At 64.6% G+C, this 14,849-nt stretch carries 15 protein-coding genes; all 15 read right to left on the bottom strand.

Annotation, left to right across the window (positions count from 1 at the left end; all coding sequences use genetic code 11):
* Window positions 1-45 precede the first annotated feature (45 nt).
* The gene (locus KAR29_RS02735) at window positions 46-342 is read right to left on the bottom strand and encodes a PG0541 family transporter-associated protein (RefSeq protein ID WP_274374119.1); all 297 of its coding nucleotides are present in this window, start codon (window positions 340-342) and stop codon (window positions 46-48) included.
* A complete protein-coding gene (locus tag KAR29_RS02730; protein ID WP_274374118.1) occupies window positions 317-3,448 on the bottom strand; it encodes an efflux RND transporter permease subunit in 3,132 nt (1,043 codons plus the stop codon). The genes KAR29_RS02735 and KAR29_RS02730 overlap by 26 nt, the downstream gene beginning before the upstream one ends.
* A complete protein-coding gene (locus tag KAR29_RS02725; RefSeq protein ID WP_274374117.1) occupies window positions 3,445-4,578 on the bottom strand; it encodes an efflux RND transporter periplasmic adaptor subunit in 1,134 nt (377 codons plus the stop codon). Before KAR29_RS02725 ends, KAR29_RS02730 begins: the two co-directional genes overlap by 4 nt.
* The gene (locus tag KAR29_RS02720) at window positions 4,575-5,936 is read right to left on the bottom strand and encodes a TolC family protein (protein ID WP_274374116.1); all 1,362 of its coding nucleotides are present in this window, start codon (window positions 5,934-5,936) and stop codon (window positions 4,575-4,577) included. The genes KAR29_RS02725 and KAR29_RS02720 overlap by 4 nt, the downstream gene beginning before the upstream one ends.
* A 263-nt stretch (window positions 5,937-6,199) precedes the next feature.
* Window positions 6,200-7,702 carry a tripartite tricarboxylate transporter permease gene (locus KAR29_RS02715; RefSeq protein WP_274374115.1) on the bottom strand — a complete coding sequence of 501 codons (1,503 nt, stop codon included), beginning with the start codon at window positions 7,700-7,702 and terminating at the stop codon, window positions 6,200-6,202.
* A 17-nt stretch (window positions 7,703-7,719) separates the two neighbouring features.
* Window positions 7,720-8,148 carry a tripartite tricarboxylate transporter TctB family protein gene (locus KAR29_RS02710; protein ID WP_274374114.1) on the bottom strand — a complete coding sequence of 143 codons (429 nt, stop codon included), beginning with the start codon at window positions 8,146-8,148 and terminating at the stop codon, window positions 7,720-7,722.
* Between the two features lie 69 nt (window positions 8,149-8,217).
* Entirely contained in the window at window positions 8,218-9,216 is a 999-nt protein-coding gene (locus KAR29_RS02705; protein ID WP_274374113.1) for a Bug family tripartite tricarboxylate transporter substrate binding protein, read from the bottom strand.
* 119 nt (window positions 9,217-9,335) lie between these two features.
* Window positions 9,336-10,019, bottom strand: a complete 684-nt coding sequence (locus tag KAR29_RS02700; protein WP_274374112.1) for a response regulator — start codon at window positions 10,017-10,019, stop codon at window positions 9,336-9,338.
* The gene (locus KAR29_RS02695) at window positions 10,000-11,625 is read right to left on the bottom strand and encodes an ATP-binding protein (RefSeq protein WP_274374111.1); all 1,626 of its coding nucleotides are present in this window, start codon (window positions 11,623-11,625) and stop codon (window positions 10,000-10,002) included. The genes KAR29_RS02700 and KAR29_RS02695 overlap by 20 nt, the downstream gene beginning before the upstream one ends.
* Before the next feature lie 8 nt (window positions 11,626-11,633).
* Window positions 11,634-11,795 carry a hypothetical protein gene (locus tag KAR29_RS02690; RefSeq protein WP_274374110.1) on the bottom strand — a complete coding sequence of 54 codons (162 nt, stop codon included), beginning with the start codon at window positions 11,793-11,795 and terminating at the stop codon, window positions 11,634-11,636.
* Window positions 11,796-11,942: 147 nt separating this feature from the next.
* Entirely contained in the window at window positions 11,943-12,338 is a 396-nt protein-coding gene (gene rpsI / locus KAR29_RS02685) for a 30S ribosomal protein S9 (protein ID WP_274374109.1), read from the bottom strand.
* 34 nt (window positions 12,339-12,372) lie between these two features.
* Window positions 12,373-12,804 carry a 50S ribosomal protein L13 gene (gene rplM, locus KAR29_RS02680; protein ID WP_274374108.1) on the bottom strand — a complete coding sequence of 144 codons (432 nt, stop codon included), beginning with the start codon at window positions 12,802-12,804 and terminating at the stop codon, window positions 12,373-12,375.
* A gap of 200 nt (window positions 12,805-13,004) precedes the next feature.
* A complete protein-coding gene (locus KAR29_RS02675; protein ID WP_274374107.1) occupies window positions 13,005-14,045 on the bottom strand; it encodes a nicotinate phosphoribosyltransferase in 1,041 nt (346 codons plus the stop codon).
* Window positions 14,046-14,059: 14 nt separating this feature from the next.
* Entirely contained in the window at window positions 14,060-14,281 is a 222-nt protein-coding gene (secG, locus tag KAR29_RS02670) for a preprotein translocase subunit SecG (protein ID WP_274374106.1), read from the bottom strand.
* Window positions 14,282-14,283: 2 nt separating this feature from the next.
* Window positions 14,284-14,841, bottom strand: coding sequence for a non-canonical purine NTP pyrophosphatase (locus tag KAR29_RS02665; RefSeq protein ID WP_274374105.1), 558 nt, complete (start codon window positions 14,839-14,841; stop codon window positions 14,284-14,286).
* Between the last annotated feature and the right edge of the window lie 8 nt (window positions 14,842-14,849).

Raw genomic sequence — 14,849 nt, 5'->3', positions numbered from 1 at the left:
CAAAGAGCGCAGGTCCCTCCAGCCGCTCCGCCCCTCGAAAAGCGGTCAGAGCCTCTCCTCCAGGGGCTGGACGAAGGCCCTGATTCCGGCCCGATGAATCTCGTCCCGTCCCTTGAAGAGCTTGAGCCTTTCCACAAGGCCGGCGATGAGGGAATCCTCTTCGGCGACGAAGAAGGCCCAGTTCCTGCCGGGGAAGACGGCGTCGTTCCAGCGGGTCTTGCAGCCGCGGTGACAGCCCAGGACGGCGGGCCAGGCCGTGTAGCCCTCGACGCCGCCCTCTTCGAAAAGAGCGATCACCTCTTCGGAGATGCTTTCGTTACAGAAGATCCACAGTCCCTTCAAGGCGCTTCGCCTCCTTCAGCTCCTGAAAACGGGGCCTTCTGCGGATTTTTTCTTCGACGAGGTCGTAGAGGACGGGGATGAGGACGAGAGTGACCAAGGTGGAGAAGAGAAGCCCTCCCATGACGGAGAGGGCCAGAGCCCGCCAGACTTCGGCTCCCTCTCCCCTGCTGACGGCCATGGGAAGCATGCCGAAAAAGGTCGTCAGCGTCGTCATCAGAACGGGCCGGAGACGTCTCTCTCCGGCCTCGAAAAGGGCCTCTCTCAGGGAAGTTCCCCGGGCCCGGAGAAGGTTGACGTAGTCGACGAGGACGATGGCGTTGTTGACGACGATGCCGATGAGCATGATGATCCCCAGAAAGCCCTGGATGGAGAGGTTGACCTGCGTCAGGAGAAAGGCGAAGACGACGCCCGTCAGGGCGAAAGGGATGCTGAAGAGGATGACGAGGGGGTCGAGGTAGGCCTCGTACTGGCCGGCCATGACCATGTAGACGAGAAGGACGCCGAGAAGGGCCATGAGGGAGAGCTGGGCGAAGGCGTCGGCCTGTTCCTTCACTTCGCCGCCGAAGCGGATCGAGACCGATGGAGGCAGGTCGAGTTTTTTCAGCGAGGCCCTCACGTCGGCCGTGACCTGCCCCAGGGAGCGGCCGTGGACGTTGGCCTCGACGGAGATGACGCGGCGGCGGTTCTTGCGGTCGATCTCGGGCGCTCCCTGAGCCGGTTTCACCTCGGCCAGCGAGGAGAGGCGTCGAAAACCACCCGAAGCGGAGGGAACGGAAAGCCGCCGAAGGACATCCATGTCGTTGCGGTCGGCCTCGTTGAGGCGGACCCGGATGGGGTAGTCGTTTTCGCCTTCCCAGTAGCTCTCTTCGAGTTCGTGGCCGTGGAAGTAGCCCCGGAGGGAGGCGGCGACGGAGGCCGTCGAGACGCCAAGAAGGGCGGCTTTCTCCCTGTCGACGCCGACATGGATCTCGGGCCGGTTCGGCTTCTGGCTCAGCGTGACGTCGACGGCCCCCGGGACGGCCCGAACCCTTTCGCCGAGGAGCCGGGCGACGGCCAGAACCTCCTTCAGGTCATCGCCGTAGACTTCGATCTTGAGGGGTTTGGAGCCCAGGAACATGGCCTTGACGGGCGACGAGACGTAGACGGTCATGCGCTCGATTCCCGGCCGGGCGGCAAGCCAGGTCCGGATCTGCTGGGCCACGTCGAAGGCCGAACGGTCCCTGTCGGCCTTGTCGACGAGCTTGAGGCCCACGGTGCCCACGTTGGGCCCCTCTTCCTGTCCCGTGGCGATGCCGTAGCCCTCTTCGGTCTGTCCGTCCCAGCCGAAGACCCACCGGGCCTCGGCCACGTTGGCCTCGCAGTAGGCGACGATGTCGCGGACCAGTCTGTCGGTGACTTCGTTTTTCGTCCCCTCGGGAAGGCGGAAGGAGATGGATATTTCGCCCGTGTCGGGATCGGCCGTCAGTTCCGTTCCGACGCGGCGGAAGCCGACGACGGTGAGGGAAAAAAGGATCAGGGCCACGGCGAGGATTTTTTTCCCGTTGTCGACGGCCCATCGCAGGAACTCGCCGTACCCTCTTTCCAGGAGGCGAAGGAAGGTTTCGGCCCCTCGCTGAAGGGTGGAGAGGGGCGCCTCCTTCTGGAAAAACCGCGAGGCGAGGACGGGGACGAGGGTTAGGGCCACGACGAGGGAGGCGACGACGGCCAGGACCATGACGAGGGCCAGGGCCGAGAAGAAGACGCCGACGAGTCCGCTGACGAAGGCCATGGGAAGGAGGACGACGACCGTCGTCAGAGTCGAGGCGACGAGGGCCGATCCCACCTCTTCGGCGCCCAGGACGGCGGCGACGGGGCTCCGCTCGCCCCGTTCCAGGTGATGGATGATCTGGTCCGTGGCGACGATGGCGTTGTCGACGACCATGCCGCTGGCCACGGCCAGAGCCGACAGGGTCATGATGTTGAGGGTGAAATCGAGCTGTCTCATGGCCATGAAGGTCGCGATAAGCGAGAGGGGGATGGCCGTGCAGACGACGAGAGAAGCCGAAAGGCGTTGAAGGAAGGCCCAGGTGACGAAGAAGACGAGGAGAATGCCGAGGCCGAGGGAGGTCGTCAGATTCCGGAGGGACATCATGATGTAGTCGGCCGTGTTGAAGACGACGGAGTAGGTCAGGTCCGAGGGAAAACGCCTTTTCATCTCCGCCATGCGGGCCTCGACGGCGCGCGTGACCTCGACGGTGTTGGCGTCGCTGTTCTTGAGGACGACGAGGACGACGGAAGGGTGCTCGCCCATCCAGCCGTTGACGTCGACGTCCTTGTAGCCGTCGACGACGGAGGCCACGTCGCCGAGGTGCAGGGGACGGCCGTCGACGACGGCCACGACGACTGAGCCGATTTCGGCGACGGAGGAGAATCGGCCCGGGACGCGGATGGGGTATTCGAGCCCCCCCTCTTTGAGCGTGCCTGCGGGAAGGTTGAGGTTTTCTCTGTCCAGGGCCGCCGCCAGGGCCGCCAGGGAGAGGCCGTAGGCCTCGAGACGTTCCAGATCGACGTTGATGGCGATTTCGCGCGCCCGCCCCCCGTAGAGGAGGACCTGGCCCACGCCCTGGACCTGTTTGAGGTTTTCGACGATGACCTTGTCGGCGAAGTGGCGAAGGGCGGGGAAGGAGCGCTCGGCCGTGAGGGCCATCTGGACGACGGGGACCGTTCCGGAGGAGACGCGGAGGATGATGGGCTCTTCGGCATCGGCGGGAAGTTCTCGTTTGGCGAAGGTGACGGCGTCGCGGACGTCGCCGAGTTTGACGTCGAGGTCGACGTCCCAGGTGAATCTGACGGAGACGACGGAGAGGTTGTCGACCGATTTGGACTGGATCTCGTCGACGCCCTCGATGAGGGCCATCTGGTCCTCCATCTCCTTCGAGATGCGCTGCTCCACGTCTTCGGCCGAGGCGCCGGGCCAGGTCGTGAGGAGGGTGACGACGGGCGGCTCGATCTTGGGGAGCATGTCCAGCTTGAGGCCCCTGAGGGCCACCAGGCCCAGGAGGAGGACGGCGACGAAGGCCACCGTCGTCGTCACCGACCGCCTGACGGCCAGTCCGGGCAGCTTCAACGTCGGGACACCTCCAGCAGGGTTCCGTCGCGCAGGCTTCCCGATCGGGTCATGACGACGGCCTCTTCCCTTGAGAGCCCCCCGACGATCTCGACCCAGTCGCCCTCTTCCAGTCCCGTTTCGACGAGGCGCAGGCGGGCCCTCCCCCCGTCGGCGACGTAGCAGGCCCTTTCGCCCGTTCCTTCGAGGCGGAAGAGGGCCTCGCGGGGAAGGGCCTCGCCCCGGCGTTCTCCCAGGAAGAGACGGACGCGGGCGAAGAGACCGGGGCGGAGCCTGCCGCCGCCGTCGTCGAGGACGATCTCCACCTCTCCCGTCCGCGTGGCGCCTTCCAGGGCGGGAGAAAGACGACTCACGACGCCCTCGAAGACCGCCTCTCCCAGGGCATCGACGGAGAGCGTCGCCCTCTGGCCTCTGGCGATGCGGACGAAGGCCTTCTCGTCGACGGCGCCTCGGACTTTGACCTCGTGCTGCCTGTTGATGACAAAGGCCGGACCGGAGAGGTTCGAACTGTCTCCGGGATCGATGTCGCGTCGGGCCACGACGCCGTCGATGGGCGATTCGATGCGGTGGTAGCCCATCTGAGTCCGCAGCTCCTCCAGCGCCGCCCGGGCTCGGGCCTGAGCCTTCTCGGCCTCCTCCCGCATAGCCGCAGAGGCCTCGTAATCCCCTTTGGCGTGGTCGTAGCGCTGACGGCTGATGACCTCTTCCTCCAGGAGACGGGCGAATCTCTCGAAGTCGAGGCGGGCCCGCTCCTCCTGGACCGATGCCCGCCGGAGGGCGGCCGAGGCCTGAGCCAGAGTCGCCTCGGCCTGGGCGAGGCCCGAGGCGAGAAGGCTGTCGTCGAGCGTGGCCAGGAGATCGCCCCGACGGACGACGTCGCCGACGTCGACGGCGACGGAAAGGACCGTCCGTCCCGGCAGCTTGGCCACGACGGCGGCCCTCTCCGTCGCCTCGATATCGGCCACGAAGGAGACGATCTCCCTGAAAAGCCGCTCCTCGACCTTCGTCACGTCGACGGGGAGGGGGCTCTCCTCCGGTTCACCGGCGAGACGGCGCTCCTGAAGGCCTCGGAAGAGGATGAGGCCGACGAAGAGGGCCACGAAGGCCAGGAGAACCAGCAGGCGTTTCATTCCACGGGGGCATCTCCCTCCATGGGAGCAAGGGGCTCGTCGCCGATGGCATAGGTCAGGTCGGCATCGGCCTGAAAGGCGTCATAGACGGCCAGGACGAGCTGGGTCCGCGAGTTGGTCAGGGCCACCTGGGCGTCGAGAACGTCGAGGTTGGTGCCGACCTGGGCCTTGTAGCGCTTGAGGGCCATGCGGTGATCCTCCTCGGCCAGGGCCACCTGGTCCGTGGCGACGCGGAGACGTTGCAGGGCCGAATCGAGGTCGAGGCGGGCCGTCGAGACTTCGAGGGAGATCTGATGGCGCAGGTCGTCCATGCGGGCAAGGACCTCGGCGGCGGCGCTGCGGGCCTTGTCGACGTTGGCGCGGACCTCGCCCGAGTCGAAGAGGCGCCACTGGGCGGCCAGAGTCACCTTCCACTGATCCTGCACGTCGGGGTAGAAGCTGTCGCCGACGTCACTGGCCTCGACCTCGAGGGCGACCTGGGGCTTGGCCTGTCCGGCCGCGGCCCGTGCCAGAAATTCGGCCGCTCCCCTGGAGGATTCGAGGGCTTTCAGCTCGGGCCGAAAGACGAGGGCCTTCTTTTCGGCCTCGACAAGCTCGGGAAGGGCGAACTCGGGAAGATCGACGAGGGGCTCGGGAAAGACCGTCGCGGGCTCGAAGGCGACGCCGACGGTCCGCTCCAGAGCCTTCCGGGCCGTATTGACGGCGTTGGCGGCACGGATGCGGTCCAGCTCGGCGTCGGAAAGGGCCACCTGGGCACGGAGAAGCTCGTTCTTGGCGACGAGGCCGTTATTGAAAAGCGATTCGGCGTCTTTTTTGTGCTCGGCGGCGAGGGCGATGGCCTCCTCGGCCACGACGAGAGTCGCCCGGGCCTGCTGGAATCCGAAATAGGCGCTGCAGACGGCGTTGCGGACGGACTGAACGGTGCGCAGCTCCTGCGACCGAAGTCCTTCGGCCTCGAGACGGGAGGCCTGGAGGTTGGCCTGAAGGGTGTCGCCGCTGTAGAGGATCTGCGTGAGGGTGAGGGCGGCCTTCCAGGTCTCCTTGAAGGAATCCTGGATATAGCCCCCTCCGCCGCCGACGACGGCCTTGCGAGGCTCCTCGTTGTAGCGGATGACGGCGACGGAGGCATCGAGCTTGGGCCCCATCTTGGAGGCCGCGCCCCGAGAGACGGCCTCGGCCTGGCGGACCTGTTCCCGGGCGGCGACGATCTGTCCGTTGTGGGTCTCGGCCAGGGCAAGGGCCTTCTCAAGGGTCAGGACCTCGTCGGCCCAGACCCGCCGGCCCAAAGCAAGGGTGACGAGGCAGAGCAGAAACAGCAACAACAGCGGACGCAGGCGTCCTCTTGAACGTTCGAGCATGAATTCTCCTCCCTCAGTGGTTCCTTGGGCGACAGCGCGCCCGAGCCGTTTCGTTTCGTCGATGCAGAGAAAGACGTCCCCTGCAGGGCGAGCCCCGACCTCGCCCGGACGGAGTTCTCCCCCGGAGACGCTTTCCTCGGGTACTTGAATCCTACCGCGTACCCATCGGTCTGCCAAGCGTAGAAGGGGCAAAAGGGGCCGCCTCGAGGCGGCCCCTTTTGCCCCTTGCCTTTTCAGAGAAATTCCAGGTGACTCTCCGACCGTCAGGCTCTGGCCCTGCGCTCCTTCAGAGCCGAAGAGATGAAGGGCCAGGCGATGGAGACGATGGCCAGGACGAAGAGGGTCCAGCAGATGCCGTTGCGGAAGAAGACGGAGAACCGCCCGTCGGAGAGCATGAGGGCCATGCGGAAGTTCTGCTCCATCGAGGAGCCGACGACGACGGCGAGGATGAGGGGCGCCGTCGGGATCTTGTACTTTTTCATGGCATAGCCGACGAGGCCGAAGAGGATGAGGAGGACGAACTCGACGACGCTGAAGTTGATGGTGTAGACGCCGACGAAGGCGAGGGCGACGATGACGGGATAGAGGATTTTGGGGGGAACGGCCAGAACCCGCACGAGCAGTCCCGCCAGGGGGATGTTGACGACGGCGCAGACGACGTTGCCCAGGAACATGCTGACGATGACGGCCCAGGCCACGTCGGCGTGCTGCTGGAAGAGCAGGGGCCCGGGCTGGAGGCCCAGGATCATGAGGGCGCCGAGCATGACGGCCGTCGTCCCCGACCCGGGAACGCCCAGGGTCATCATGGGGATGAGGGCGCCCACGGAGCAGGCGTTGTTGGCCGCCTCGGGGGCGGCAAGACCCTCGATGGCCCCCTTGCCGAAGCGTTCGGGCTCCTTGGAGAGCTGCTTTTCGTTGTTGTAGGCCATGAGGGCGGCGATGGTCGCCCCCGCCCCGGGGAGGACGCCGACGATGAATCCCAGAGGGGTCTGGCGCAGGATGGGACCGATGCAGCGCTTCCAGTCGTCCATCGTGATCCAGATGCGACCGAATTTCTTCTGGATCGCCTGAAGGCCGCCGCCGGAGGCGATGTTTTCCAGGTTCTTGAAGACCTCGCCCAGCCCGTAGATGCCGATGATGACGACGACGAAGTCGATGCCCGTCTGGAGCTCCATGACGCCGAAGGTGAAGCGCAGGACGCCCGTCTGGTAGTCGATGCCGACGGTGGAGATCATGAGCCCCAAAAGGAGCGACACGAAGCCCTTGAAGAGGGCCTCTTTCGAGATGGCCGCCGTGGCCGAGAGGGCGAAGACCATGAGCATGAAGTACTCGGGAGGGCCGAAGCGAAGAGCGAAGCGGGCCACGGGGATGGCGACGAGGACGAAGGCCACGGTGGCGATGAGGCCGCCGATGAAGGAGGCGATGGCCGATATGGCCAGGGCCGCCTCGGCCCGTCCCTGCTGGGCCATGGGGTAGCCGTCGAAGCAGGAGGCGACGGCGGCGCCGTCACCGGGAACGTTGAGGAGGATGGAGCTCCGCGAGCCGCCGAACATGGCGCCGTAGTAGACGGCGCACATGGTGATGAGGGCCGTCTCGGGCCTCATGGTGAAGGTCAGGGGGAGAAGAAGGGCGATGCCCGTCGTCGGACCGAGGCCGGGCAGCATGCCGAGAACCGTCCCCAGAACGGAGCCTGCCACCATCCAGAGCAGGTTGAGGGGCGTGAGGACCACGGAAAGACCGAGGAGAAGATTCTGTACCAGTTCCATCGACGATCACCTCAATCCTAGGGAAGATTCATGTAGAAGATCTTTTCGAAGACGTACCAGACTCCCAGAGAAAAGGTAACGGCGATGACGCTGTTGACCTTCCAGGCCCGGGCTCCGTTGATGACGAAAAGAAGGCCGCCGAGGAAGAGAATCGTCGAAAGGATGAAGCCCAGATGTTCGAAGAGGGCCGAGTAGACCAGACAGATCAGGACCGTGACGACGATGAGGCGTTTGGAGCCCTTCTTTTTCGCCTCCGCCTTGGCCTGGCGCAGCCCCTGGAAAAGGACGACGGCGCCGACGGCCACGAGCAGGACGCCCAGAGTCAGAGGAAAGAACAGGGGGGCCCAGGGATTGCCGACCATGGCCTTGGGAAGACGGAGGGTCTGAACGGTGTAGGCCATCCCGAAAAGAAGGGAGACGATGCCGACGATGGAATCGGAGCGCATGGAACCACCTCCTCGACGAAAGAGGCCGGAAGGGGAAACCTCCCCTTCCGGCCCGGGTTGACTGGGAAACTACTGGGCCTTGTAGAGACCGATCTCGGTCAGGAGGTCCTTGTACTCGCCCTCTGTCTTGGCCAGGAAGGCGGCGAAGTCGTCGGCGCCCATGAAGGCCTTGGTCCAGCCGTTCTTGGCGCAGACATCGTCCCACTCGGCCGTCTCGGTCATCTTCTGCATGGCCTCGACCAGGTGGGCCTTTTCCGCCTCGCCCAGGCCGGGGGCACCGAAAAAGCCGCGCCAGTTGATGAAGGCCGTGTCGATGCCCGATTCCTTCAGGGTCGGGACCTGGCCGAGGACGCCGGCGTCGACGCGCTCGGGCGAGGTCAGGGCGAGGACGCGGATCTCACCGGCCTCGAGAGGGCCGACGGTCTCGGCCATGCCCGTCGAGAGGAGATCGATATGGCCGCCCATGAGGGCCGCCATGGGGCCTTCCTGGAAGGCGATGTAGGGGATGTCCTTGATGTTTTCCACGCCGGCGGCCTTGGCGGCCTGGAGGAACTGAATGTGGTCCATGCTGCCGAAGGAGGAGTTGCCGCCCGTCTTGACCGATTTGGGATCTTTCTTCAGGGCCTCCATGACGTCGCCGATGGTCTGATAGGGGGAGTCCTTGGGCACGGCGAAGGCACCGAAGTCGTTGATGAGCATGGCCAGGGGCGTGACGTCGCGGAAGCTGAGCTTCGTCTGGCCCGTGAGGTTGATGAGGAGAAGGGGGGGAGAGTAGACGATGAGGGAGTAGGGATCGCCCTTTTTCTTCTGCATGTAGGCGAGGCCCACGCCGCCGCCGCCGCCGGGCTTGTTGATGACGGGCATGGGCTGGGTGATGAGCCCCGTCTCTCCGAGGACTTTGGCCGTGAGACGGGCCGTCGTGTCCCAGCCGCCTCCCGCTCCGCCGGGGGCGATGACCTCGAAGGGGCGCGAGGGGAAATCGGCGGCGAGGGCCGAAGCGGCCAAAACCATAATGAAGAGAGCCGCAAGGAGACCGACGGGCAAGGACGAAAGACACTTTCTTTTCATGTGCTGTTCCCTCCCTCTCTTTCCGGACCAGGCCGGCAAGAATCTTTTTTCTATTGTCCATCGGGAAGGAAAGGGATGCAAGGAATTAGAAATTAAAAAAAAGTTTTGTAAGGTTTTGGTCATTCCGTAAGGTGATAGCGGTGAAGAGGACGCCCCACGTCGCCGTAGCTCCGTTCCACCAGAGCCTGGCCCGAGGCGACGAGATGCTCGAGATAGCGCCGGGCCGTGACGCGCGAAACGCTCAGGGCCTCGGCCGTCTCGTCGGCCGAAAGCGGCCGGTCCGTCGCCCGGAGATGGGCGATGACCCTGCCCAGCGTCCCTTCGTTGAGCCCCTTGGGAAGGGTCATGAGGTTTTTCTTGTTCCGAAGACGCAGGAGACCGTCGACGTCGGCCTGAGTCAGGGCATCGCAACGTTCGAGGCGACACCGCATCTGCCGGTAGGCATCGAGAGCCGCGCCGAGGCGTTCGAAGCTGAAGGGTTTGACGATGTAATCGAAGGCGCCTCCCTGGATGGCCGAGGTCAGAGTCAGCGCGTCATGGGCCGCCGAGACGACGATGACATCCAGGCTGCGCCCGCTCCCGCGAAGGGCCTGAAGCGTCGCCAGGCCATCGAGATCGGGCATGAAGATATCGAGGATCATGAGGTCGACGGAGACCTCTTCGAGGGCGCTGAGGGCCCTTTTCCCGTCGGAGACGGCGGCGACGACGCGGAAGCCGTCGAGAGAATGGATGTAGCGCCGGTAGATTTCGGTGACCATGGGATCGTCTTCGGCGACGATCACGTCAATGACGCGCAGAGCCATCGACCTCCTCCTGAGTCTGGGGCAAGTTGACGATCCACTCCGTCCCCCCGCCGACGACGGAGTGGTAGCTGATCTCTCCCCGACAGGCTTCGACGAGATTTTTCACGTTGTAGAGTCCGTATCCCCTGGCCAGGGGTCCGCTTTTGGTGGAGTATCCCTTTTCGAAAAGACGCCCTTCCGCTTCGGGAGCGATGCCCTCTCCCCTGTCGGAGACGGCGATGAGAATGCGCTTCGATTCATCGAAGATGGTAAAGCGGACCTGGCGACGCTCGGACGGCAGAGAGGCCACGGCCTCTATGGCGTTTTCCAGGAGGTTGCCGATGATGACGACCAGGGCCTGGCTGTCCAGGCTCTTCGTGTCCCGGCAGTAGCTCTCCTCGTCGATCTCGAGCGTCACGGCCAATTCCCTGCAGCGCCCCAGCTTGCCCAGGAGGATGCCTCCCACGGCAGGGTTTCGGATCCTGCGGGTCACGGCGGCGTCGGGGGAGGAGGCGGGCGAGAAGGTCTCGGCGATGAAATCCAGGGCCCTCGCCGCCTCGCCCAGCTGGATGAGGCCGGAGATGGCCTGAAGTTTGTTGCGGAACTCGTGGTTCTGGACGCGCAGGGCCTCCAGGTAGAGACGGACGCCGGTGATCTCTCCGGCGAGACGCCTCATTTCCGTCATATCGCGGAAGCTGGCGATGGCGCCGACGACGTGCCCGCGATGAAGCAGGGGGATGCGGTTCGTCATGAGCCTCGCCCCCAGGACGTTCTGCTCCTGATCCAGCTCGGCCAGGCCGCTTTTCAGGACGGAGGGCAGCCGCGTATTGGGTATGAAGGCGTCGACGGGCTCGCCCAGGGCCCCTTCCTTGACGCCCAGAAGCCGGCGGGCCGCCCCGTTGATGAGGGTGAGACGTCCCTCGCCGTCGACGGCGATGATCCCTTCTTTGATGGAATCGAGCATGCTCTCCCTTTCCCGAAGCAGGCGGGCGATTTCGTGAGGCTCGAGCCCCCAGGTGCTGCGCTTGATGTTCCAGGCCAGGAAGGCCGACCCGGCCAGAGAGACGGCCAGCCCGGGCAGAAGCATCGCCAGAAGGCTCAGGACGAGCCGGTCCAGGGCCTCGTCGATGTCGTTCAGGAGGATGCCGACCGAGACGCCCCCGACCTGGCGCCCTTCGTGAACGATGGGGACGATGGCCCGCATGGAGGGCCCCATGGAGCCGATGGCTCTGGATATGTAGGCCTCACCCCGCTCCAGCACGGGACCGTGATCGCCGCCGACGGCCTGCAGCCCGATTCTCTCCGGGAGGGGGTGAGAGTAGCGACGGTCTGACATGTCGAAGACGACGATGAACTCGACGCCCGTCTCCTCGCGAATGGCTTCGGCGATGGGCTGAACCACGTCGGAGCCTCCGGGACGTCCCACGTGACGTTGGACATCGGGGATCTGAGCGACGGAGCGGGCGATGGCCATGGCCGTCCTGGCCATCCGCGCCTCGAGCTGGTCCTCGATGAGCTTCCAGGAGGCGAGGCTGACGAGAAGAAGTCCGGCGACCGAGATCAGCGCCGTCAGAAGGAAGAACTGCGTCCTGATTTTGAGGGGTCTCTTGCGGCCGAAGAAAGCCACGGCGCCTCTCAGGAAAGGGACAGGAATCGGCGGGCCACTTCGAAATAGACGACGAGCCCCGCCACGTCGACGGCCTCCTGGGAGGCGAGAAGAGTTTTGAGGGCGCCGTAATCCCTGCCGTCCAGAAGCTCGACAAGCCGCGCATAGACCCTGTCCACACGCTGATCCAAGGCCATCACCTCCAGAGGGATCTGTTTTTCTCTCGACGTCGAGAGCGAAGGGGCTTTTCTTTCTCATCTTAAAGGAGGAGGCAGAAAAAAAGAAGAAAAAAGCGAGGGGGCTCTGCCCCCTCGCTTTCGGTGCGATACAAACAAATACTAACGCTTGGAGAACTGCCTCCGTCCGCGGGCGCCTTTGAGACCGTATTTCTTGCGCTCCACCATGCGGGAATCGCGGGAGAGGAAACCTCCCCGCTTCAGGACGGGGCGAAGATCGGGGTTCAATTTGATGAGGGCGCGGGCGACGCCGAGGCGAACCGCTCCGGCCTGCCCGGTGAGACCGCCGCCCTCCGCCTTGACGAGGACATCGAGCTTGCCCTCCATGCCGCTGGCGCGGAGAGGCTCGAGGGCACTCTTGGACCAGATGAGGCGGGGGAAGTAATTCTCCACTTCGCGACCGTTGACGAGAACCTTGCCCTCGCCGGAACGGACCCGAACTCGGGCAACGGCAGTCTTCCGCCGACCGGTACCCCAGAAGAAGTCAATCGTTTGCATTCACAGGACCTCCTTCCGTGCTATGTCGACGGACCTAGAATTCCAGCGGTTCAGGCTGCTGAGCCGCATGGGGATGGCTGGGACCGGCGTAGACCTTGAGCTTGCGCTCGAAATGGAGCTTGCTCTTGGGGAGCATGCCGCGGATGACCTTCTCGACGAGACGATCGGGAAACTTGGCCATCATCTCGCCGTAGGTGCGGCTGCGGAAACCTCCGGGATGTCCCGAATGGCGGTAGACCCGCTCTTTTTCCAGCTTGTTGCCCGTGATGCGGACCTTGTCGGCGTTGATGACGATGACGAAATCGCCCGTGTCGACGTGAGGGGTATAGACGGGCTTGTGCTTGCCCATCAGGACCCGGGCGACCTGCGCGGCCATGCGACCGAGGACCATGTCGGCGGCGTCGACGACATACCAATTCCGCTCGACGGTCTCGTTCTTGGCCATGAAGGTGCAGCTTTCCTTCATAAGACCTTCACTCCTTCACCAATTCTGTATCTAGCGTAAAAGGCACGAGTATCTATCTCGCCGCCCTGACTTCGAAGGCGACGTCAATTCTATAGGAGGCCTCGGCGGGTGTCAAGAAAAGGCACCTCGGGCCGGTGTGTTGGGGGGCCGGCCCCGCGAGCGACTCCCATAGAAGAATATGGCAGGAGACGAAAAGGGGTTCAGCCCCTGAGAAGGACCAGCCTTTCGTTGGCGATCCGCCCCGGGATGCGACCTCTTTTGGCGACGGGGTGTCCGTCGATCACCTTGAGATCCATCGTCATGTCCCGAGGCGTGGCATGGGCGATGTAGCTTCCCACGCCGAACCCATCGGCGCCGACCTGGGAGAGGAGGGCGATGCGGTCGGGGTCGAGGCCGCCGGAGACGAAGATGGCCACGTCGGGAAATCCCTCCAGATCGAGACGGGCCCTTATTTCCTCGACCAGGGAGGGCGTGACGCCGCCTCGCTCTCCCGGCGTATCGAGGCGGATCCCCGCCAGGCGCCCCTTGAGAGACCGGGCGACGCGAAGGGCCTCCTCCGCCTCGTCCTTGAAGGTATCGACGAGGATGGTCCTCGCCTCGCCCTCGGGAAGGTAGTCGTCATAGAGACGGGCCAGCTCCACGGTGTCGCCGACGATGAGGATCGCCGCGTGAGGAATCGTCCCCTGAGGCTGGCGACCGGCCATGCGCGCCCCCAGGATGCAGCTCGCCCCGCTGCAACCGGCGACGAGAGCCGCTCGCTCCATGACGGGAGCGACGGCCGGATGGACATGGCGGGCTCCGAAACAGAGGACGGGCTTGCCCCGGGCGGCCTCGACGCAGAGGGACGCCGCCGTCGCCCAACCGGAAGAGGAGGCCAGCATGCCGAGGATGACGGTCTCGTACATGCCGAAGACCTCGTAGGAGCCCTCGATGCGGGCCAGTACCTCCTTGGGTCTGAAGGGACTGCCCTCGGGCAGGGCCTCGACGCGCAGAGGCGCGTCTCCCAGGAGGCGGAGAAGATCGGGCGTACCGGCGAAGACGCCCTCCCTGCGACAGAAGATCTCCGCTACGACGGGAGTGGAGGCCCGCCCCGAAGCGCGAAGGAGCTCCAGGGTTTTGACGAAGTAGATATCTGTCGTATGACCGGCGAGAATTTCCTCATGGTCGGCCGAGAGGAGCCTCGCCGAAGGGACGTCGAGATTCCTGGCCTCGGAGAGATTTTCGAGCCTTTTGAGAGCCATATCCTCTCACCCGGTCAGAGAACGACGAGGACCAGCGACGAAACCATGAAGAGAGTCGTCAGGACGACGGTGATCTTGGTGAGGGCCGTGAAGCGCTGCCACTGCCCTCCGCCGTCGGCCTGAGTTCCGCCGCCGAAGATTCCGGCGAAGCCGCCGGTCTTGCGCTGCTGGAGAAGGATAACGGCCATCAGAGCGATGGCGAGAACGACGTGGATGATGCTAAGGAACACCTTCATGGTCAGAACCCCCTAGCGACGTTTCTATAGCAATCGAGAAGGTATTGTATCACGAAAGGATCGCTGAGCCTACCGACAAGAAGACGGGATGCGATGCCCCTGTGGGAGTAACCCCCCTTTTCTTCCTCTTTCATCTCGGCGAAGGTTCTCGTCTGCCCCTCGGGGACGAAGAGGGGATCGTAACCGAATCCTCCCTCACCTCGAGGCGCCTCCGCAAGAGTCCCCCGGCAGTAACCCGTCGCCGTCCAGCACCGATCTCCGGCCACCAGGGCGAGGGCGGCGACGAAGCGGGCCCTGCGATGCCGCTGCTCCCTCATCCGATCGAGGAGCCAGGCGATGCGGCTCCCGTCGTCGGGAGCGACGCGGGCCGAGAGAATACCGGGCGCTCCTCCCAAAGCCTCGACTTCGAGGCCACTGTCGTCGGCCAAGGCGGGCAGGCCCGTCAGGACATGCCAGGCTCTGGCCTTGAGAAGAGCGTTGCCGATGAAGCTGTCGGCCGTCTCGTCGACATCGAGGGAGGCCAGCGTCGGCCCCGCGACGAGCTCCAAAGACAGAGGCACCAGAAGGG

The organism is Aminithiophilus ramosus, assembly GCF_018069705.1.
Lineage (GTDB): Bacteria > Synergistota > Synergistia > Synergistales > Aminithiophilaceae > Aminithiophilus > Aminithiophilus ramosus.
This window is presented reverse-complemented; position numbering and strand designations above follow the sequence as displayed.

What these genes read in the sequence shown, in the direction of transcription:
- KAR29_RS02725 (WP_274374117.1), bottom strand. Translation starts at nt 4,578, where the DNA reads ATGAAACGCCTGCTGGTTCTCCTGGCCTTCGTGGCCCTCTTCGTCGGC.
- rpsI (WP_274374109.1), bottom strand. Translation starts at nt 12,338, where the DNA reads ATGCAAACGATTGACTTCTTCTGGGGTACCGGTCGGCGGAAGACTGCC.
- KAR29_RS02720 (WP_274374116.1), bottom strand. Translation starts at nt 5,936, where the DNA reads ATGCTCGAACGTTCAAGAGGACGCCTGCGTCCGCTGTTGTTGCTGTTT.
- KAR29_RS02710 (WP_274374114.1), bottom strand. Translation starts at nt 8,148, where the DNA reads ATGCGCTCCGATTCCATCGTCGGCATCGTCTCCCTTCTTTTCGGGATG.
- secG (WP_274374106.1), bottom strand. Translation starts at nt 14,281, where the DNA reads ATGAAGGTGTTCCTTAGCATCATCCACGTCGTTCTCGCCATCGCTCTG.
- KAR29_RS02700 (WP_274374112.1), bottom strand. Translation starts at nt 10,019, where the DNA reads ATGGCTCTGCGCGTCATTGACGTGATCGTCGCCGAAGACGATCCCATG.
- KAR29_RS02705 (WP_274374113.1), bottom strand. Translation starts at nt 9,216, where the DNA reads ATGAAAAGAAAGTGTCTTTCGTCCTTGCCCGTCGGTCTCCTTGCGGCT.
- rplM (WP_274374108.1), bottom strand. Translation starts at nt 12,804, where the DNA reads ATGAAGGAAAGCTGCACCTTCATGGCCAAGAACGAGACCGTCGAGCGG.
- KAR29_RS02715 (WP_274374115.1), bottom strand. Translation starts at nt 7,702, where the DNA reads ATGGAACTGGTACAGAATCTTCTCCTCGGTCTTTCCGTGGTCCTCACG.
- KAR29_RS02675 (WP_274374107.1), bottom strand. Translation starts at nt 14,045, where the DNA reads ATGGCTCTCAAAAGGCTCGAAAATCTCTCCGAGGCCAGGAATCTCGAC.